The organism is Cupriavidus oxalaticus (genome assembly GCF_004768545.1).
Lineage (GTDB): Bacteria > Pseudomonadota > Gammaproteobacteria > Burkholderiales > Burkholderiaceae > Cupriavidus > Cupriavidus oxalaticus_A.
This window is the reverse complement of the sequence record NZ_CP038636.1, coordinates 688,073-707,588: the sequence shown is the minus strand read 5'-3', so window position 1 is coordinate 707,588 and position 19,516 is coordinate 688,073. Positions and strand designations below refer to the sequence as shown.

At 60.3% G+C, this 19,516-nt stretch carries 16 protein-coding genes and 1 pseudogene; 7 read left to right on the top strand and 10 right to left on the bottom strand.

From position 1 onward, the window contains the following. Positions 1 to 2 precede the first annotated feature (2 nt). The 6 genes from E0W60_RS31355 to E0W60_RS31330 all read right to left on the bottom strand — a co-directional run bounded on the left by E0W60_RS31355 (position 3) and on the right by E0W60_RS31330 (position 6,485). Positions 3 to 929 carry a glycosyltransferase gene (locus tag E0W60_RS31355; RefSeq protein WP_135706758.1) on the bottom strand — a complete coding sequence of 309 codons (927 nt, stop codon included), beginning with the start codon at positions 927 to 929 and terminating at the stop codon, positions 3 to 5. Positions 930 to 1,032: 103 nt separating this feature from the next. Beyond that, a complete protein-coding gene (locus E0W60_RS31350) occupies positions 1,033 to 2,073 on the bottom strand; it encodes an NAD-dependent epimerase/dehydratase family protein (RefSeq protein WP_167884649.1) in 1,041 nt (346 codons plus the stop codon). A 140-nt stretch (positions 2,074 to 2,213) separates the two neighbouring features. Beyond that, positions 2,214 to 3,308 carry a glycosyltransferase gene (locus tag E0W60_RS31345; RefSeq protein WP_135706756.1) on the bottom strand — a complete coding sequence of 365 codons (1,095 nt, stop codon included), beginning with the start codon at positions 3,306 to 3,308 and terminating at the stop codon, positions 2,214 to 2,216. 170 nt (positions 3,309 to 3,478) lie between these two features. Next, positions 3,479 to 3,898, bottom strand: a complete 420-nt coding sequence (locus E0W60_RS31340; protein ID WP_135706755.1) for a hypothetical protein — start codon at positions 3,896 to 3,898, stop codon at positions 3,479 to 3,481. Then, positions 3,898 to 5,820 carry an RICIN domain-containing protein gene (locus tag E0W60_RS31335; RefSeq protein WP_135706754.1) on the bottom strand — a complete coding sequence of 641 codons (1,923 nt, stop codon included), beginning with the start codon at positions 5,818 to 5,820 and terminating at the stop codon, positions 3,898 to 3,900. Before E0W60_RS31335 ends, E0W60_RS31340 begins: the two co-directional genes overlap by 1 nt. A gap of 80 nt (positions 5,821 to 5,900) precedes the next feature. Continuing rightward, complete coding sequence (locus E0W60_RS31330) at positions 5,901 to 6,485, bottom strand: SCO family protein (protein ID WP_135706753.1); 585 nt, start codon at positions 6,483 to 6,485, stop codon at positions 5,901 to 5,903. A 446-nt stretch (positions 6,486 to 6,931) separates the two neighbouring features. Between E0W60_RS31330 and E0W60_RS31325 the strand changes: the two genes are divergently transcribed. The 7 genes and pseudogenes from E0W60_RS31325 to E0W60_RS31295 all read left to right on the top strand — a co-directional run. Further along, a complete protein-coding gene (locus tag E0W60_RS31325; protein ID WP_135707116.1) occupies positions 6,932 to 8,335 on the top strand; it encodes an undecaprenyl-phosphate glucose phosphotransferase in 1,404 nt (467 codons plus the stop codon). A 285-nt stretch (positions 8,336 to 8,620) separates the two neighbouring features. Next, positions 8,621 to 9,058, top strand: coding sequence for a low molecular weight protein-tyrosine-phosphatase (locus E0W60_RS31320; protein WP_135706752.1), 438 nt, complete (start codon positions 8,621 to 8,623; stop codon positions 9,056 to 9,058). A 28-nt stretch (positions 9,059 to 9,086) separates the two neighbouring features. After that, complete coding sequence (locus tag E0W60_RS31315; RefSeq protein WP_135706751.1) at positions 9,087 to 11,342, top strand: polysaccharide biosynthesis tyrosine autokinase; 2,256 nt, start codon at positions 9,087 to 9,089, stop codon at positions 11,340 to 11,342. Between the two features lies 1 nt (position 11,343). Next, complete coding sequence (locus tag E0W60_RS31310; RefSeq protein WP_135706750.1) at positions 11,344 to 12,609, top strand: lipopolysaccharide biosynthesis protein; 1,266 nt, start codon at positions 11,344 to 11,346, stop codon at positions 12,607 to 12,609. Between the two features lie 70 nt (positions 12,610 to 12,679). Beyond that, positions 12,680 to 13,783, top strand: coding sequence for a hypothetical protein (locus E0W60_RS31305; RefSeq protein WP_135706749.1), 1,104 nt, complete (start codon positions 12,680 to 12,682; stop codon positions 13,781 to 13,783). Positions 13,784 to 13,936: 153 nt separating this feature from the next. Further along, entirely contained in the window at positions 13,937 to 14,833 is an 897-nt protein-coding gene (gene galU, locus E0W60_RS31300) for a UTP--glucose-1-phosphate uridylyltransferase GalU (RefSeq protein WP_135706748.1), read from the top strand. Between the two features lie 300 nt (positions 14,834 to 15,133). Continuing rightward, a pseudogene (locus E0W60_RS31295) lies at positions 15,134 to 16,924 on the top strand (DUF4158 domain-containing protein); the annotation flags it as partial. A gap of 479 nt (positions 16,925 to 17,403) precedes the next feature. Here the strand turns inward: E0W60_RS31295 and E0W60_RS31285 are convergent. The 4 genes from E0W60_RS31285 to E0W60_RS31270 all read right to left on the bottom strand — a co-directional run bounded on the left by E0W60_RS31285 (position 17,404) and on the right by E0W60_RS31270 (position 19,492). Continuing rightward, positions 17,404 to 17,787 (bottom strand): hypothetical protein, encoded by a 384-nt coding sequence (locus tag E0W60_RS31285; RefSeq protein WP_135706747.1) that lies wholly within the window; start codon positions 17,785 to 17,787, stop codon positions 17,404 to 17,406. 168 nt (positions 17,788 to 17,955) lie between these two features. Further along, positions 17,956 to 18,522 carry an Hsp20/alpha crystallin family protein gene (locus E0W60_RS31280; protein ID WP_135707115.1) on the bottom strand — a complete coding sequence of 189 codons (567 nt, stop codon included), beginning with the start codon at positions 18,520 to 18,522 and terminating at the stop codon, positions 17,956 to 17,958. Between the two features lie 106 nt (positions 18,523 to 18,628). Next, on the bottom strand, positions 18,629 to 19,036 hold the full coding sequence (locus E0W60_RS31275) for an Hsp20/alpha crystallin family protein (RefSeq protein ID WP_135706746.1): 408 nt from the start codon (positions 19,034 to 19,036) through the stop codon (positions 18,629 to 18,631). Positions 19,037 to 19,051: 15 nt separating this feature from the next. Beyond that, positions 19,052 to 19,492, bottom strand: coding sequence for an Hsp20/alpha crystallin family protein (locus E0W60_RS31270; RefSeq protein ID WP_135706745.1), 441 nt, complete (start codon positions 19,490 to 19,492; stop codon positions 19,052 to 19,054). Positions 19,493 to 19,516: the final 24 nt, after the last annotated feature.

Genomic DNA, 19,516 nt, shown 5'->3' with positions numbered 1-19,516 from the left:
CTTCACCGAAGAAAGGCTTGGATTCCGGATCGATTGATCACTGTCTGCCAGGTCAGTTCTTTGAAGCGCTCACGGTCATTCGGCTTAGCGAGAGCTAGCTGTTCGCCGGTGAGCGAGCCAAAGATATCCGCGCCTGTGACAATGCTTTCTATGTTCAGCTGTTTGCAGCACTCAAGATTGGCAGGAGCATCGTTGCAGATGATCGGTTTTCCGAGTGCAGCATACTCCAATAGTTTGGTCGGTGTCTGGTAGCAGTGCGGACGGTGATAGGGGAAGTAGCAGATCGCCGCGCGTGATCTGGCAACGAGCCTCAAGGCATCTTGCTGAGGAAATCTGCCGGCAAAGTGAATGCCAGGTACTGACCCGAACTTTGCATGAATCTGTGGTTCCGGCTGGCCTATCAGCATCAGCTTGTACCCGCTATTGGCGAAGCTTCGCTCAAACGCCTTCAAAACCATATCGAAATGCCGCTCCCGACTCATATCCCCTATATAGCAGAAATCGGCTATGGGATCCCCGACCTTCGGTGCTGAAAATTCGGGCTTGAAGATCCAGTCCGGAATTCCCATCGGCAGCAGGATTGAAGGAATTCCATCATTGAAGCGCATTAATTGTCGTTGTCGATCGTTCTGAAAAATGCGCAAGTTCGGTTTTGCGTTGAGATAGCGCTTGGCAAGATCCTTGAGTTGGACGAGCCGGCCCACCGAAAGCGAACGATAGTCATGGATGACATAGGCCGCTGGCATGTCCTGGCGGTAGAAGCCCATGATGGCCCAGAGGATGGTGTCGGGTCGGTCTGGCAGGCGTTCGAAGTCCTCCAGGGTGCCTGAGGCGACACGGAAGCCCCATTCCGCGAGGTGACTGGAATAGGCGGGGACCTCAGGGTAGTTTGCCTTTCCGGGGTGCAAGATGAATACGGATCTCGTCATGGTCGAAAGGAGGAGCTAAGTCTGGTTGAAGTGGCGGCTTCCTGGCTGGGAACGGCAGGAAACGGGAGTACAGGTCCACTGGCGATTCGCATTACGATAACAGTCATTTCCAGTCGTCCGGACACAGCGTCCGCCAGTCGCGAAATGCGCTGTTGAGGTTGTATTTGAAGGTGTACTCCGAGGACAGGAGATAACCGGGGACGATATGGTTTGGCCGCACCAGCTTGCGTACCCGGACCGGGCTGAATGGCTGCTTCAGTCCTACCAGGCCGGCAACTAGGCTGATGCCATGCGACGCGATCAGCAGCAGGGAGAAGGGGACTTCCGGCACGTAGCGCTTGATGCCGGCTGTATCGCAGACTGCGTCGACGTAGTCGCGAATAGCCGGGGCCGGCTCCATTGACATATTGAACAGGGCGTAGGAATCTTGCTTCTCGATCTGCTGCTGGTGCACCCAGAGGATCGCATCGACCAACTCCCTGACATAGACGCCTGCCTTGCGCGTGTTCTTGTTGCCCATATAGAAGAAGTATCGGCGCGTGACTGCCTGGATCAGTCGGGATACATTTCCGCCTTCGCCCGGGCCAAAGACGACGCCAGGACGCACGATGGTCAGCACACGTCGGGCCCGGTCTTCATTGAGCCAGGAGAGATGAATTTTCTCAGCGACCAGCTTGGAACCGCCGTATGGCGACGTGGGAACCGGCAGCGAGTTCTCGTCGCGCTTCTCATCGCTAAATCCATACATTGCGATCGAGCTGGTGAAGACAATGTTCCTGACATTGGCGCGCTTCGCCCATTCGCAGACGTGCTCCGCGCCGAGAATGTTCGTCTCGTAATACTCGTGGACCTCGTGCCCGGGTTCGCGATGCACGGAGGCGAGATTGGCAACAAACTCGACGGCTTCCTGCGGCATCCAGTCGATCGGCTGGCGCACATCGCCAAGCACTTCCGTCACCCCTGGGATGGACCGGACCATGGCGAGCCGGAATCGGTTATGCTTGGCCTCGATGGGCTCCCTGTCGAAAAGATAGACCTTGCGATATCGTCCGCTCTGCCCGAGGCTTGCCGCCAGGAATGCACCGATGAAGCCATTGCCGCCGAAGATGACCGCGCAATTTCCGTTCGAGATTTCGCCCATCATGAATCCCCATCCTGGTGTCGTGAATCGTAAGTTCATTGCATCAACGGCGTCGCGTTGCATGGAAGGCATGCAACGCGACGAGGTGGTGAGAGAAAATAAGTGGCAGGCGAGACTGGTGAGTCAGGCTGCGATGCGGGGCACTAGTCGTACCTGTCAGATCGGATATAGATCTGCTCAAGCTCATGAAGAAACCTGCCCTGCGCAAAGCGCCGCCGGGCTGCGTGATGACCATCGGTCGCTAGCCGGGCGTGCAGTGAAGGATCCCCACGCAAGCGTTCAAGACAGTTCACAGCCTCGTCGGCCGCTGAGAACAGCAGGCCATTGATGCCATCGTCAATGACATCGATGTTGCCGGCGCAGCGACTGGCCAGGACGGGGAGGCTAGCGGCCATGGCTTCGATCACGGAGATGGGCATGCCTTCCCATGCGGCGGTCGAGAGATAGGTGTCTGCATCGTGGAGGATGTTACGTACCTCCTCGCGGCTACGCCACCCTGACACGCGTACGCCGGCAGCGGTAAGGACGGCCTTGCTGGTGGTGTCGCCGTCGCCAATCCACAGGAACTCGAACCCCTGGCCTGACAGGCGCCGGGCGATCTCCGCGAACAGTTCAAAGCCCTTCTGCCGTCGGATGCCGCCGGCAGTCACGACTGCAAAGCGTGCGCGGGGCCCCTGAGCGCCAACTGTTGCCTTCCATTGGGAGCGGGCGAAGAAGTCCACGTCCACCGCATTCTCGAGCAGGATGGCGGAGCGTCCCAGTGAGCGATGAATCGCTTGTGCCTCGCTGCGCGAGCAAGCCACGTAGCTGGCCCGGCTCCGCGCCGCAGCAGCCTCGAGCAAGGTGAAGATTCGCCTCTTGGTGTGCGAAATGTCGGTTCTCATGAAAGAGATGCAATGCGGGCTGTACAGTGCTCTCAGGTCTGATCGCCAACCGATCGTGGCCATGCGGCCGACGAATCCGGCAAATGACGAATGCATGTGCAGCACATCCGGGTCGAGATCCCTCAGCTTGCGGCGAACTTCAATCAGGCCGAGTGGCAGGTCTTTGGGACCCATCGGTAATACGTGGAGCGCGACATCGCGATGGAACAACTCGGCCAAGTTGGAGGGAGTCTCCGGCCGGCGGGAATAGACGACAGTTACCTTGTGCCCACGGCCCGCAAAGTGATTGGCGGCAAGGCAAACCATCGCCAGCGTTCCTGTAGCCGTTGACTCAATCAAGTGCGTGATCTTCATGGGGAAGGAAAGGACTGATCAAGTGCAGTTGAACGGAACGCCACCAGCGATTCGATATGCCACGAACGCGCGTGGCCACGACTGGCGCGACAATCTTCCCATTCATTTTTGGAGGACTGCCTCCCGCTTGCAAGCGGCAGTAAGGCGCGTTATGTGGGTAGGCGCACTCGTCACTGGGTCAGGAGATAGGTCCACAAGGCCGTGCACTCGTCGTCTGACAATACGTACAGCGGCATCGAACTCGCCAGCATCACTGCTGCGGGATCGATGCCGGTGGCGAGCACCTTGCAGAATGCGCCCAGGTCATACTGCGAGGGCGGTGCTTGCCGACGTGAAGTCGCTTCGCGCAGATAGCCTGCCGACAGCGGCGGGGCAAACGCCGTTGCCCTGCCCGACTGCGTATGGCAATTTCCGCACCGTACCGTGAACGCCGGTAGCCGGCGGGTCTCACCCCGCAGGTGCGCGGTAAGCGCGACCTCACCCTGGTAGATCGCACGACCGCGCTCGGCTGCCTCGCCGGCAGGTGCAGCCACCGAGCTGGCAGTGGTCAGCGCCAGGCAGAGGATCGCAAACCAGCTATGTCCGTTCATCAGCGAATACGCACCGTCTTTGCGAGGCTCGGCACGCCCTTGTCATTTAGCGCAAACAGCATGTAATAGCCCGGGACGGCAACGCCTGGGTCGGATGGGATATTGAGCAGGTACTCGCCCGCCGTGCCTCTGGTGAAGCTCAGTGGAATTCGGCGCTGCTCGTTGTTGACGGAGTGCGTGGCCGATGACAGGCGGACGGCAGCGAAGCTGGTCACTGTGCTGTCGGTGGTCACGGCGATGGCAGTACCCAGGATGGCCTCCGCCGGTGCCGAATTGATAGCGGGCCGCACTGCTGCCGAACCGTCCGCATTCAGCAGGTAAGGCGGCGTCAGGATCTCGACCGTCGGATGATTGGTGGAACAGTTGCCGCACAGACCGCCGCCGCCGCTCAGCACGCGTCCATCAGGCAGGAGCAGGGCCACGCTGTGGTACGTGCGCGGCGTAGCCATGGGCGCGAGCATGCGGAACTTCTCGGTGGCGGGATCCCACAACTCCGCGACCAGCACGGCACGGTCATCAGAGAACGGCTGCGCATAGGTCTGGCCACCGATCACCACAACCTGGCCGTTTGGCAGTACCACACTATTGTGGAACGCCCGTGGGTAGGCCATGGCGCCGATCTGGCGCACCGTGGCATTTCCTCCGTTGAGATCAATAAGATGGGCATTCCCGGTTGCCCAAGTGTTATCGTAATTCGGCGCGCCACCAATGGTGAGAATCTTGCCAATGTCGAACATGACGGCGTTGCCGTTCATGGCATCGGTGTCCGTGCCACGCTGGCCGGCCCAGGTAACGCTGCCGTTGCCGGCGGTATCGACCCAGTTCATGCGCTGGCTTGGGCCTGCGTGGAACACGCGGCCATTGGCAACGGAGAACAACCAGGTATGGTTATCCGATCGCCAGATGCCGGCGGCATCATTGGTAAGGAAATAGGAGGCCAGCACTGCAGTGTTGCGCTGCCAGCCAGAAGTCGGGAGCCAGGTCTCGCCATCCTTGCCTCCCCTGACGGTGGCCCAGGACCCGCCGATGGTAAATACGCCACCATTGCTCAGCGTGACGCTACCCTGGTACCCGCGCCCGATGTTCATCGGCGGGCCCGCGGACCACGTGCCGTTGCCGGGGTTGAAGATGCTGGTCTTGGTATCGCTGGAGCCGCCGTTGACGAAGATCCGCCCGTCGGGGAGATTCGCAATGCCTGGACAGAACATGTCGTGGCCGGTATTCGTGACGAGCGTTTCGGTGGACGATCCAGTCGCCGGGTCAAAGATGGCGGTATAAGTCTGGCCGCCGTCGCCGCCGAAATTGAAGCGGTCATAGGAGGACCATGTCAGTATCTTGCCGTTGGGCATGTTCGCCGCCGCCACCGGCACGATTGGAAGCGTCCGGGGCGCCGTCCACTTTGATGGCAGGGTGGCAGGCTGCAGGGATACGCCATCGATGGCCCAAGTCTGGCTGGCGCTGCCATCGCACGGCATCTGCACGACTGCCTGGCCTGCCTGCGGGCTCGCGCCACCCTGGGGGGCGAGGCACATGCCACTATGCGCGGCGATGATCGAGTACCCGGTTCCCTGCCGGTGCAGCCCGAACTGCTGGTTCGCTTGCCCGTTGCAGGGCCACTGCACCGCAGAAGCACCCGGGGTCTGGCTAATGCCGGCGATATCCATGCACTTGCCACTGTGCTCGGCAATGAGCTGGTACTGGGTGCCGGCTTGAGTGAGCTGCCACTTTTGGTTTGCCTGCCCATTGCACGTCCAGACAAGCACGTTCGCGCCGTCGTCCAGCGAGATCCCTGCGACGTCGATACACAAGCCGCTCATGCTCAGCGTGCTGACCGTGGCAGCGGGTTGTGCGGCCGCTGCACCCGATAGTGTCATGGCAATGGCAATGCAAACGGCGCCAGCCCATCTGGGCGGGTGTGCCATTTTGAATCCACCGTATCGCTGGGAAGTAGGAGTCATGGCAGTGAGTAGTTGCGGTAATGTCTTGCTCGGGGTGCGCGCGGTCACGCTTTCGCCAGGTGCTCTAGAACACGGAGGACTTCCTCGGACGGCGGCAAGGTGGTGCTACGCCAGCAAAGCCGGGCAGCCTTGTCGAAGAAATAGACTTGCGTGGCGTGGCGATCCAGGTCCGGCGATGGGGCGCGGCCGGCGAGGGCGGTTCTGATTGCCTCGACATCCCCGATGCGCGGCGTCACGGCATGCCACGCCGGGCCGGCGTCGTATCGCTTGAGCCATGAGCGCAACGCGTCCGGTGTATCGGCGAGCGGATCAATGCTCACGGACAGCAATCGGACCGGATAGCGCGAGCGCAGTCGCGGGATAGCCTCCTGGACCGCGGAAAACAGTGCGCCCTGCAGCGGACAAACCGAACTGCAGCCGGTGAACATTGTCTGCACCGCCGAAACGCCACCGGATAGGACTTTCACGAGGCGGCGCTTTTGACCGCCATCGTCGATGACCAAGGTGTCGGGAATAGCTAGTGGCGGATTGACCGGGCCGATACCAACGTGCGCATACATGTCGCGCGACGCAATCGCCAGGATGCTTCCGGAAATACCCCGAAGCCATGCACGCCGGTTCCATCTCATGCCAATACACCTCTGACCAATGTTTTCCGAGTCATCTGGGCCGGCCCGATGGCACGGGGCGCGGGCACCGCACGACGGTAGTCAGGCCTCGTCGGTCCCGCTTGATAGTTCGCACGGGATTCGCACAAATCGGCACGGCTGACTAATCATAGGTTTTGGCCGAATGTCTCGCAATAAATGCCTTGTGTGTGAGCTCGCACAACGCATGCCACCTCGCTCGCATGGCTTGCATTTTGCGCGCTGCGCGCTTTGCATCCGGTCCTCTCGATGTGGGAATGACCCCGGGGCTTTCGTTGCTGACGGCCGCTGTCGCAATCGGACAGTCATTGCTCGGCATGATTGTGACCACTGTGCGCTGCCCCACAGACCGTGTCATCGCCCTCCGTAAAGATGAGCGTCCAAGATCGCCAGCGAGGCGATCAGCACGGTGTGCGGGAGGACGGGCCATGGCAACGAATCGTGCCTTTGCAGTCGAGCGCGAGGCCGCTTTGCAATACCTTTACCGCGGTGCGGACGCGGTCATCGTGGGCGCATGCGGCAGCCTCATGGGCACCGTCCTGTTCGTTGATGGACTGTACGGCGCACCGCCCGTGCATGGCTTTCTCACCGCGCTATGGGCCACGGCGTTGCTACTGGTCTTTCCCGCACTGGGCCTGTATGGGTCGTGGCGCGGCCGCAGCCGGGCGATGCTCGCCATGCGCACGCTGCTCGCGTGGGGCCTAGTCAGCGTCATGGGCCTGATGGCCGCTTTCCTGATGCACCAGATCGGCGCGGTGTCGCGGCTGTGGGCGACCGGCAGCTTCCTGCTGGCCGGTCTCGCGCTGGTCGGCTTCCGCATCGCGATCTACCGCGTGCTGGGCCATGTGCGGCAGAAGGGGATCGACGCCAAGCGGGTGGTGCTCTTCGGCTATGGACCGCTTGGCCAGGAGATGTACCAGCGCGTCGAGCATATCCGGGACGCTGGCTATGAGGTGGTGGGCATCTATCACGATGAGCCGGAGGCGCTGCCTGTGGAAGTGCGTTCGCTGCGGTCGATCCCCGAGGTATGCGCCTTCGTACGCAGCCAAGGTGTACGCGAGATCTGGCTTACGTTGCCAATGGCCGCCTGCCGCGACCTCCAGAGCGTGGTGCACCAGTTCCGCAATGACCTGATCGACATTCGCTGGGTGCCAGACATCATGTCGATCGAGCTGCTCGGACACCGCTTCAGCGAGTTTCTCGGCCTGCCGATGATCGATCTCAACAGCCCGCCGGTGTCTGGCGTCACGGGTCTGCTGAAGGCGAGCTTCGACCGGATCTTTGCCACCTGCGTCCTGGTTGGCCTGGCGCCATTGCTGCTGGTGATCGCGGCCCTGGTCAAGTTGTCATCACCCGGGCCCGTCTTGTTCCGGCAGGCGCGGCTCGGCATGGATGGCCAGCCCTTCAATGTGTACAAATTCCGTACGATGGTGGTCCACCAGGACCACGGTGTCACGCAGGCCGTGCGCGGAGACCGGCGTATCACCCGCATTGGCGCCTTCTTGCGCCGCACCAGCCTCGACGAACTGCCACAGTTCATAAACGTGCTGCGAGGCGAAATGTCGGTGGTGGGGCCGCGTCCCCATGCGATCGAGCACAATGAACACTACACGGAGCTGATTGACCGCTATATGCTGCGCCATCGCGTTAAGCCAGGCATTACCGGTTGGGCGCAGATCAATGGGCTGCGTGGCCAGACCGATACCGTCGACAAGATGCGCAAACGGCTTGAGTTCGACATCTATTACATCCGCAACTGGTCGTTCCAGCTGGACCTGAACATTATCCTGCGCACCGCCGTGCACGGCTGGGTGGGACCTGGTGCGTTCTGACCGGGCGCATCGACGGCATTGCCGTTAGCTATGCGGTACGCCAGTACTGCCGATTCGATCTGGGCCTGCGTGTCATCGGGAACGAGTGTTGGAGATCACACGGAGCGTGGTGGCCGTGCATCAGGCTGGTTGCTAGGCTCCACGGAGAAGGCTCGAACGCTGTGCGTGCTGTTCGCACGGTGTCCAGCCAGTTGGTGCAACGCTGCCGGCTGCACAGGCAGAAAATCGTGGCAAATCCAATGAACCACAGCGCACAACCGGCGCTTGGTATGAGGGACTCCTGAAATGATTCGCTCGGTACTGGTCATCTGCCAGGGCAATATCTGCCGTAGTCCCATGGCAGAAGGGCTCCTGCGCGAGGCCTTGCCAGGCTGGTCCGTTCAATCGGCTGGTCTGGGCGCCTTGATTGGCGAGCCGGCGGATCCCATCGCCGTGGGCTTGCTTGCAGAACGAGGCGTCAATATCTCCGCACATCGGGCGCAGCAATTGACCATCTTCCTCGCCGACCAAGCTGACCTCATCCTTGTCATGGACAGCGACCAGAAGGCCGATGTCCAACGTCAGTACCCGCAAGTATCTGGCAAGGTGTTCCGGCTCGGCGAGGCAGGCAACGTTGATATTCCGGATCCTTATTTCAAACCGCGCCAGGCTTTCGAGCAGGTGTTCGAGTTGATCCAGCAGGGCATTGGCGCCTGGGTGAATCGCCTCAGGGCTCTCGGCTAAACCGTATTGCTTGCATCGCGGTACCGCTATGAACAGGACCCCTTCCTATCTCTCCATTGCGCAGTCGAAGGACGATGAGATCAATCTCGTCCGATACCTGGACGTCGTGGTCGCGCATCGCTGGCTGATCTTCTGCGTCGTCGTGGTGGTGCTTGCGCTCGGTGCCGCATACGCCTTTGTTTCCCGGCCGGTCTATCAGGCCGACATCCTGATACAGGTCGAAGACAGTCCCAACAATGCAAAGAGCTTGCTGGGCGATGTCTCCAATCTGTTCGATGTCAAAGCTGACGCTGCGGCCGAGATTGAGATCCTGCAATCGCGCATGGTAGTTGGCAAGGCGGTGGAGAACTTGCAACTCTATATCGAGGCGCAGCCAAAGTACTTTCCCTTGATCGGCAGGTTTCTGGCAAGCAAGAACAAGCGTCTTTCCGAGCCAGGCCTTAGCGGGTTCGGTGGTTACGTGTGGGGCGGCGAGGCTATTCACGTCGCCACCTTCGAAGTCCCTGTCGAATTGGAAGGGGAGACCTTCACCCTGGTGGCGCTCGCCGATGGCGGCTTCCGTGTCGAGCAGAAGGACCTCGACAAGCCGATCGAAGGCCGCGTCGGCGAAGCGTTGAAGGTTACCCAGTCGGTTGGCGTCATCCAGCTGGAGGTGACGGAGCTCAAGGCCAAACCGGGCGCGGCGTTCACTCTCGTGCGCAAGTCTAAGTTCAAGACCCTGCAGGAGTTGCGGCGCCAACTCAGTATCGCGGAGCGCGGCAAGCAAAGCGGTGTCATCGGCGCATCGCTTGAGGGCAAGAATCCTGTCCTGACTGCACGCATACTTAACGAGATCGGTGACGAGTATGTGGCACAAAACGTCAGGCGCAAGGCCGCCGAGGCCGAGAAATCGCTGTTGTTTCTGACTGACCTGCTGCCGCAACTCAAGAATGAACTGGAGCGGTCCGAAGCCAGCTATAACGCCATGCGCAACAAGCGCGGTACGTTCGACCTGAGTGAAGAAGGTAAGGCCTATCTGCAGGAAAGCGTGGCGGTGGAAACGCGATTGCAGGAGCTCAAGCAACGGCGAACCGAACTGGAGCACCGTTTCACGCCGAGCCACCCCGTGCTCGTCGTGATAGGTCAGCAGATTGCTGCGCTCAGCGCCAAGGTCGGCGGCGTCACCGATCGCATCAAGGCCTTGCCTAACGTCGAACAGGACACCCTGCGCCTGATGCGCGACGTGAAGGTCAACAACGAGCTGTATGTGAGCTTGCTCAACAATATGCAGCAGCTCAGGTTGGTAAAGGCGGGCAAGGTCGGTAACGTGCGCCTTGTCGATAGTGCGCCCGTGCCGGAAGAGCCGGTCAAGCCGGGCAAGCTGAAAGTTCTCGCCGCAGCAGCATTCCTTGGGGTGGTCTTAGGCGTGGTGGCGGCCTTCGTCCGCAATGCACTCCGTGGTGGCATCACGGATTCGAAGGTCATCGAGCAGCATACGGGGCTGAATGTCTACGCCAATGTGGTGCTGTCGTCAGCGCAGGAGGCGCTCATCGACGAGCGCGACTCCCGCAGGCGCGATTCCGGCAAGCGCGAGAACCACCTCCTGGCCCGTCGGCACCCCAACGATCCGGCCATAGAAGGCTTGCGCAGCCTGCGTACCGCGCTGCAATTTGCCACGCTCGATGCTGACAACAACCGCGTCCTCATTAGCGGCCCGACTCAGGGGGTGGGCAAATCGTTTGTTTCCGCCAACCTGGCGGCGGTTATCGCGTCGGGCGGAAAGCGGGTGCTGCTGGTGGATGCCGATACGCGTAAGGGCCATCTCAACCGGCATTTTGGCAAGGCCCGGGAGCCTGGCTTGTCGGATGTGTTGACGGGGTCTGCTGAGTTGGAGCAGGCTATTCATCGGGAGGTGGCGGAAGGGCTGGACCTGATTGCCACCGGCACCATACCGCCGAATCCGGCCGAGCTCTTGCTGAGCAAGCGCGTTGGGCAGCTGATGGATACGCTCAGTAGTTGCTACGACCTTGTGCTGATCGATACGCCCCCGGTGCTGGCGGTTACCGATACAGCAATCCTGGCAGCGCAGTGCGGCACTGTCCTGCTGGTCGCCCGGTTTGGGAAGACAACGATAGACGAAATCGCCGAGGCTGAAAATGAGTTGCGCCATGCCAAGGTGGCGATCAAGGGCGTGATCTTCAATGGGCTCGATCCGAAGGCGTTCCGGTATAGCTATGGTGCCAGGTATAGACGCTATCGCTACGTGTCCTACGGCACTGCCGAAACCGCCGGAAGGCACAAATAACATGGCCATGTCAAGACTTGGCGCGGGGGCAACCCAGGTAATGGGGTTCGAGAAAAAGGCGCCGAGAGTCCGCAATTCGCTGATCGCCATGGCGGGTGTGGTTGGAGGTCAGTGCGCGAATTTTGGGGTGATGTTCTTGATTGGTAAGTTTTTCGGACCTGCTAACCTCGGGCAGTACAGTTTCCTGATGGCCATCGCAATGTTCATCGGCGCCGGCATCGGGCTTCGCTATGAGCTGGCATGCGTAGCGCGCGAGTCGGAAACGGCCATGATGGCATTCGTTCATGCCTGTGCGTTGGCGGCTGGGCTATCCGTCATCTTGATCGCCATTGCCCTGCCTGTTTATGGGAAGGTCTCGCTCGCAGTGGTTGCAATGGCGTTCTCGGTATTCTTGCAGAATGCGCTGGGCTACTTGCTGAATACCAATGAACGCTACGTTCGGATGGCAGTCTTGCGATTGGTGCCGAACCTGGTGTTCCTGTTGTTCCTGATAGTCGCAATCTCCTTCGGGGTTCATGAACGCTTCCAGGCCAATGTTTTTGAATGGCATGCGGTTATGGCGGTGTTGATTACGGTTGGGTTGATTCCCTTGTCGGTTTCGTATCCTGAATCCAGGGGAGTCCGCCTGGGGTTCGGGTTCTTCAGGGTGAATCATTCCTTTGCGCGCTATGGTTTTCCCACGATACTATTGAATTCCTGCATCATCTATGCGGTGCCGATTTTCATCCCCATGCTCTATGGCAAGGAGATAGCCGGCGTGCTCGCTTTGGCTTATCGGGTCGGAATGTTCCCGGTGGCGTTGTTCACGCAAAGCATCGGGGCGGTCTTGCGCCGCGATATGCTGGATAGCAAAGGTGCGAAGACGGCGTTCAGGACAGCGGGCGAATACCTGGTGGTGGTGGCTCTGGTTGCATTGTTTTCCACCGTGGCGACCTATGTCGGCATCGATGTGCTGGTGGCGAAGGGGCTGGACGGAAAATGGAGGGACGTGGTTCCGTTTTTTACGATCCTCGCGCCGTCGTTTATGGCTTCCATTATCTTTGGGCCAATCTCGCAGATCTTTATCGTATTCAGGGATCAGCGCCAGGAATTGCTGTTGCAGTTTGGCTCGGCGGTGGCAATATTGCTCATATTCACCTGGGCATGGCAGGGAAGTTTGCAGCCAAAGGTGGCCGCGTCCCTGTTGAGTTTGTCAACGACTGTGTTTGCTGCTCTGGGGGTGCTGGCCGCGCTCCGGCTGGCGAAGAGGCAGCCGGGCACAAGCTGATGGTAAGGCACGCCTCGGCCGTGGATGTCATGACTTGTAGGGTGAGCATCCGATGCGAGTGGTGAAATTCATGATTGGCAGCCGCAGGAAACTCAGTGCGGGCATGTCCCTGGGTCTATGGCTGCTGTCCTCCGGATTGCTTTTGGTTGCCGCGCTATGGCATGAATCCCTGCTGCCTGCACGCTTCATGCTTGACAAGACCGAGCTGCTCAGGCGGATGGAAAAGGACCAGTCGCCGACCATGTTCGGTGATTCCTTTGATAACTATGCCTGGCTTTACAACGCGGCGGGGCTGGATGCGTGGTCGCTCTCCGTCGTGGGCTGGTTTGCCGCGATTTCGGCGTGCTTTCTTGCAATTAGGGCATCTCAGATTCGCGAGTTGAAGGTCCTGGAATGGATGGTGTTGTCGTTCTGGATGGCGATATCGATCGTCTATGCGGGGTTGCCGTCGAAAGAAATCGTGGTGTTGGTTATGGTCGCCCTTGCGCTTTGCTGCAGACCGGGAATGCCCCGCGTCGCCATGCTGGCCATTCTGGCTGCCATCTTCGCGCTTTATTTCCGCGGCTACTGGGTGCTGATCATTTCCGGATGGCTGGCGCTGTATATGCTGGGGGAAAAGGCGCTGCGGCCGATCAGGCTGGTGGTGTTGATTCTGCTGGCGTACGCGCTGCTTTCCGTACTATTCGAGAAGCATCTCGGCGGTGGGCTAACGTTGGGGAGGGAAGTGGGCAACGAGTGGAGATCGGCTACGGAAGTGGCGTCGCTTATTGAGTCGCCGCTACCGCAGCGCGGCTTTGTCTTTGATATCGTGAATGTCGTCATCATTCTGGCTACGTTCGTCGTGCCAGTTCCGCTGCTGACGTCGGGCAATCCGGTGCAGGCTGCCGGTGGCGTAGGATTGTTCCTGACTTTCTGCTTGCTCGCCACTTCCTGGCGCAGAATCCTGCGGATGCCCTCACGCTGTTCGGCCGAGCACCGGCAAATGTTGTCGTTCGTGATCAGTTTCCTTTGTGTGCAGGCAATCTTCGAACCGGATTACGGTTCCTTTCTTCGCCATCTGACGTCGATTTCGCCACTGATCCTGTACTGCTGCCTGGCATCCCGACGAGAGGAAGGTAGTTGGGAGATGAATCCCGGCCCAGCGGAGTTTCGGCCCATCCACCCAAGGTACTGACCCACTCATGAAGTTTTTGACTCCGCAAGACTGAATGGCTCGGAGGGGGGAATACCTCAGCGTCAAAGCTAAGAATGAACACCCGCACTGCCGGGGTGTTTGATCTTCTAAGGCCGTCTCAGCGTTATCAAACTTTAGAAGGGAGCAATTGAAATGACGAGTCGCGTTAGCAAAGTTGTCTTCCCCGTCGCGGGCCTGGGAACCCGCTTCCTGCCCGCCACCAAGGCCAGCCCGAAGGAAATGCTGCCGGTAGTGGACAAGCCGCTGATCCAGTACGCCGTGGAAGAGGCGATGGCCGCCGGCATTACCGAGATGATCTTCGTCACCGGTCGCTCCAAGCGCGCTATCGAAGACCATTTCGACAAGGCGTTCGAACTGGAGGTGGAACTCGAAGCCAAGAACAAGCGGGCACTGCTGGAGGTAGTGCGCTCGATCAAGCCGGTCAACGTCGAGTGCTACTACGTCCGCCAGTCTGAAGCGCTCGGTCTGGGCCACGCCGTGCTGTGCGCGGCCAAGCTGGTTGGCGACACGCCGTTCGCGATCATGCTGGCCGATGACCTGATCGACGGCAACCCGCCGGTGATGAAGCAGATGGTGGACACATACAACCACTACAACTGCTCGGTGCTCGGCGTGGAGGAAATCACGCCGGAGCAGAGCCGTTCGTACGGCGTGGTCGATGGCCGCGAGTGGGCCGAAGGTGTGATCAAGGTGTCGGGCATTGTCGAGAAACCCGCGCCGGAAGAGGCCCCGTCCAACCTCGGCGTGGTCGGCCGCTACATCATGACGCCGCGCATCTTCGACCACCTGCGTGAGCTGAAGCCGGGCGCCGGCGGCGAGTTCCAACTGACCGACGCGATCCAGTCGCTGCTGAGCCAGGAGCAGGTGCTGGCCTATCGCTATCAGGGCACGCGCTACGACTGCGGCAGCAAGCTCGGCTACCTGAAGGCAACCGTCGAGTATGCACTTAAGCATCAGGAAACCGGCGCACACTTCCGCAGCTACCTGGAGCGGCGGGGCCATCATCTGCCTGAAGGCGTGATCGTGTAAAAGCACCTGCTATTTAGCTGGTAAAGAGCAACCGACTCTCCGCAGGGCGGCTACGCGGTGAGCTTCGATCGTGTCGGCGTGATCCTCGTAGTCGCGATCCGCGCAAACGCTCGGCTCGCGTGTTGCAGTGGCATGCGGCCCCTGCTTGGGGTAATCGTCCTTTTCCTGCCGATTGATACGGTTATCCCAATCAGCCCCGACCCTTGTTGGCGTGGCGTTGCAGCCATTCATTGACGTTATTGCGGCCATCCGAGCACTTGTCGTACAGTTTTGACCCGAACGACACCCCAAAAAGTGCAGATGTCGGCATTTGCATATCGCTACGTTGGCAGGGAAGAGTTGCCTGCCCGCTTGACAGAATTTGACCTGCAGCAGTTCTTTCAGCTCACCAGTGCTGACATCGCGGCAATACGGGAGCGGTTTCGGGCCGACAGATTCGCCGCGGTCGGCCTGCAGCTCGTTTGCCTCCGGGCCTTCGGTCGGCCGTTGGACCGGTTTGCTGTCGTTCCGCGCAATCTCCTTCAGTACGTGTGCGAAGCTTTCTCCGCGCCGTTGCTGTCGATTGCCAGCCTGAAGTCACTGTACCAACGACGTCCGACGTTGTACGAGCATCAGCAATGGGTCAAGGAGCACCTTGGCATCAAGCCGTTCGATGTCACCAGCCAGACCGCTTTGCAAGAGATGCTCCGCGTACAAGCTGCCGCTGCGGCAGACGTGGATGAGCTTGTCACCACCGCTCAGCGATGGCTATACGATCGCTGCCGCCTCATTCCCGGCCAGCGCCAGATCACCAACTTGGCACGGCATGCATTTTCCAGCTACGAGGCGCAAATGCTCGCAGCGGTCAACCGCGCAGTGTCGGCGGCCACGCTGCAGCAATGCATGGAATCCGTCCGCAGTCCACGGGCTGACGGCTCTGCAACGCACCTCGAGTGGATCAAGGCGCCTTCCAGACGCAACGGCCCCAAGAACCTCGCTGAAACGCTGGACAAGATCCGCTACCTGAAGTCCCTCGCTGTGCATGAGTGGAATCTGGATGACATCGCTTTGCCTAAACTGCGTGCCTATGCACAGAAGGTGCAAGCAAGGCGCCCGGCCAAGACCAAAACACTGAAGGAGAGCACCCAGGCGCTTGAACTGGTGTGCTTTCTACGGATGAGTTTGCTGGAACTCACCGATATCGCGATGCACCAGACCAGCCGACGCAGCCAGGATCTATTCCGACGCGCGGCCAGCACGGCGCAGTTGACGCACACCCGCTCCGCCGTGGAAGACAGGCAGCAGGCGCTCAGGGCCAAGGCCGTCCTGCAAGACAAGAGCAAGTCGACCGAGCAGCGAGTGGATGAAGCCCTGGAGCATCTGGCCGTCGTCACCGACGCGGCGCATTCGAGCTTTGCGTCACACGTGCGCGCGGCGTTGACCGGTGACCATCAGCGGATTCACGCTCTGCTGTCGGGCCTGGAAGGCCTGGAATTCGGCGGCAGGGAAGACGATCCCGGCTTTGCGAACCTCAAGACGTGGCGCGACCTGCAGACACGGAAGCTCAATGCTCTGCCAGAAGACTTTACGGAGACCGGCGTTGGCACGGCGTGGCATGACCTCGTCCATGATCCTGACCCAAAGCGCGGCTATCAGGCCTTCTCTGCCTGCACGATGATGTCGCTACGAAATAGCCTGCGTCGGGGTAGCGTATGGATTGACCACTCGATGCGCTTTCGTGATGCCGACCAAATGCTCATCCCTGCCAAGGAGTGGGAGCGTGACCGTGTCAAGTATCTCGGGCTATTGGGCCTGCCGGCCGCGGCTGATACCTTCATCGAACAGCTACTGGATACGCTTCGTGCTGGTGTGGCTGCGGTGGCCGAGGCCTCCGCTAAGGGCAAGATCGAAATTGGAGACGACGGCATGCTTCACCTGCCGGCGATTGTGGCGCTGGAGCAGGACGATGAGCCGCGCCGCACGCGCGACTTGATCTACAAGACAATCGGCGAAGTGCAGTTCCCAGACCTATTGCTGGAGGTCGACGCCTCGACCAATTTTAGCGAGGTGCTGCTCGGGCACCGGGCGAAATCCGTGGGCGAACTGCTGTCGAACTGACAGTCAGCGGCAAGCATGGTGCTTGGCAACCCCAGTCGGAGACTGGCTCGGTAGAGACTGCGATGGCGACTCCGATCCAAGGTCGCACGCAACCGGATAAGCTCCGCGGGGCACCGAGTCAGATGCCGGCGGAGGTGCCGAGTGGCGAGCTTACCGATCAGGCCTTCCAGGTCCGAATGGGAACGCTCGGAAATGTTCCGGTAACTGATCATCGTTCTCATGATGACCCCGCAAAGTGGTTGTGTGGCCGCCTTGTGGGGGCATCGTTCGGCCGGTAGCCGCTTGGATGACCCGCATCGCGGTTCGGGTCCATACGCTTTTCACTCGATCTGACTCGCGCCGCTCGTCAACCCACTTTTGGTTTCGCCACGAAGCAACCTTACCTGTTTCCTCTACACCATCGCCTTACCGTAAGGCTCACAACGCCAGACACGGCATCGCGAGAAAGGCACGCTTGTCACTGGGTCCGCACCTCACTGTATGGGCGGCACAACGCCTAGCTTTTCTGCCAGCATCCGCTCATAGACGCCAAAGTGCTTGTCCACCTCCGTCTGGCTGACCACCACGACCTCCACGTTGACCTGGCGAGCCGCCAGGCCAAACATCGAGGCCAATGCCAACTCGAGATGCGGCGCCGCTTCGCGATCCTTGGCGAACGTTGTGCCGACGCTGATCGTGTAGGCTTTCTCGCCTTCTGCCATTACCTCAACCAGCCTGGCCGCCGCGCTCAGGTTGCTTTCGATGGCAATCCTGGCCAGTTCCGCGACACTCCGCGTCCTCTCCGTGGGGAAGCCGCGCGCGCACCTCAGCCGCACCCGATGCTTGCCCAGCGTTAGCCATTCGGAATCAAATTCCATCGATTGCTCCCTTGTAAGTAGATACAACGAATTCATGCCAGGCGAATGCCAGTAACTACTTCGTTCGCCCCACTAGGCGGGATCAGCCGCCGCTGCAGGACAGCGGCGTGCAAGACTGCTGCGCGCCGCTGTCGCCAGCAATTTCCTGACCCAATCATCTAGCCCGGCTCACTTTACCTCGATCCTCCTGATCGCAGCCGGCGGCGAGCCCGACTTGGGCAAGCGCAGTGTCAATAGGCCGCGTTCAAATCGAGCCTCGACGTGATCCAGGTCGAGACCATCCGGCAGCGGGATGCTGCGCATGAATGCGCCATACGCGCGTTCCAGTCGGTAACACCCGTTTTCTTCGCTTTGAATATCCTGCTTCTTCTCGCCTCGCAGCACCAGTGCGCCATCTTCGATGGTGGTGTGCACATCCTCGCGTTCCATCCCTGGCAATTCGGCAGTGATCCTCAGCGCTGCCCCATCGTCGACCACGTCGATCCTCGGCTGGAAGCGCGACGAACTGAAGTCGCCGAACCACCGATCCAGACCGCTGAAGCCCGCGAACGGCTCATGCAGAAATTCGCTCATCGATCGCCAGGGGTCGCCGGAAAATAGCCGCGAAACATCCGGCCAATCTGGCGCCCTGTGCCGGGGCGCCGGGACGTTGGATGACTCCTCTGCGGATGGCTTGTCCGGCGCTGTCCGCCGCAGGAACTTGAACGGGTTCCACTTGCCCAGATCCGTCTTCATCATGTCCTCCTGTCAAGTTCATCCACTCCGATGGATGCCCAGCCGACCCCGAGGGCACGGCGGCGGCAGCGTGCCCTGCGGGCGCCGCCGCCGAGCCAGCGGACACTTACTCCACGGTGACAGCGATGCGGCGTGGTCGGGCTTCGTCGCGACGCGGAATGGTCAGCTTGAGCACGCCGTCCTGCAGGTTCGCCTCAATCTTCGACGCGTCAAGGTCTGCACTCAATGAGAAAGCGCGGGCGAAGTGCGGCTGCCGAATTTCCGCGTGTTGCACCCGCAGGCCTTGGGGAGTGGGCACGACCGCTTCCGCCTCGATATGCAGGTTGCCGTCGTGGACATTCACCTCGAGCTTGTCCTTGGTCACACCCGGTAGGTCGGCCCAAATGGTGACGCCGTTGCTGTCCTCGACGATGTCGACCGCCGGCAGCAGAGTCATGGTCGGCGTCGACCTGTCCTCCTGACTTTTCGTCACCGCGCTCTGGTCGCGTTCAACCATTTGGGTAGTATCGGTCATGGCATTCTCCTCGCATTACTGGACCGTGATCGCCCGAGGCTTTGACGCTTCCCGCTTGCCAACACTGATCGACAGGCAGCCATTGACATAGCACGCCTGGACTTTGTCGGGGTCGGCGCTCTGCGGTAGTTCGACCACGCGGCGGAACGTGCCGGCAAATCGCTCTTGCGTGTACAACCTGGCCTCGGGATCATTCACCGCGTGCGCGGCTTCGCGCTCGCCGCTGATGGTCAGCAGACCCTTGTCGATCGACACCTCGAACTTGTCTTGCTTGATGCCCGGAGCAAACGCGACAATCTCGATGGAATCGTCCGTGGCGCCGATATTGACGGGGGGAAATGCCCCGAAGCGGCCGGAGCGAAGGCTGGACGGGAAGCCGCCGAACAAACTCGCCATCTGCCTTTGCATGCGATCGAGTTCGCCGAAGAGATCGGTTCCCAAGAAAAGGTCACTCATGGTCGTATCCTCCTTGGATGCAGC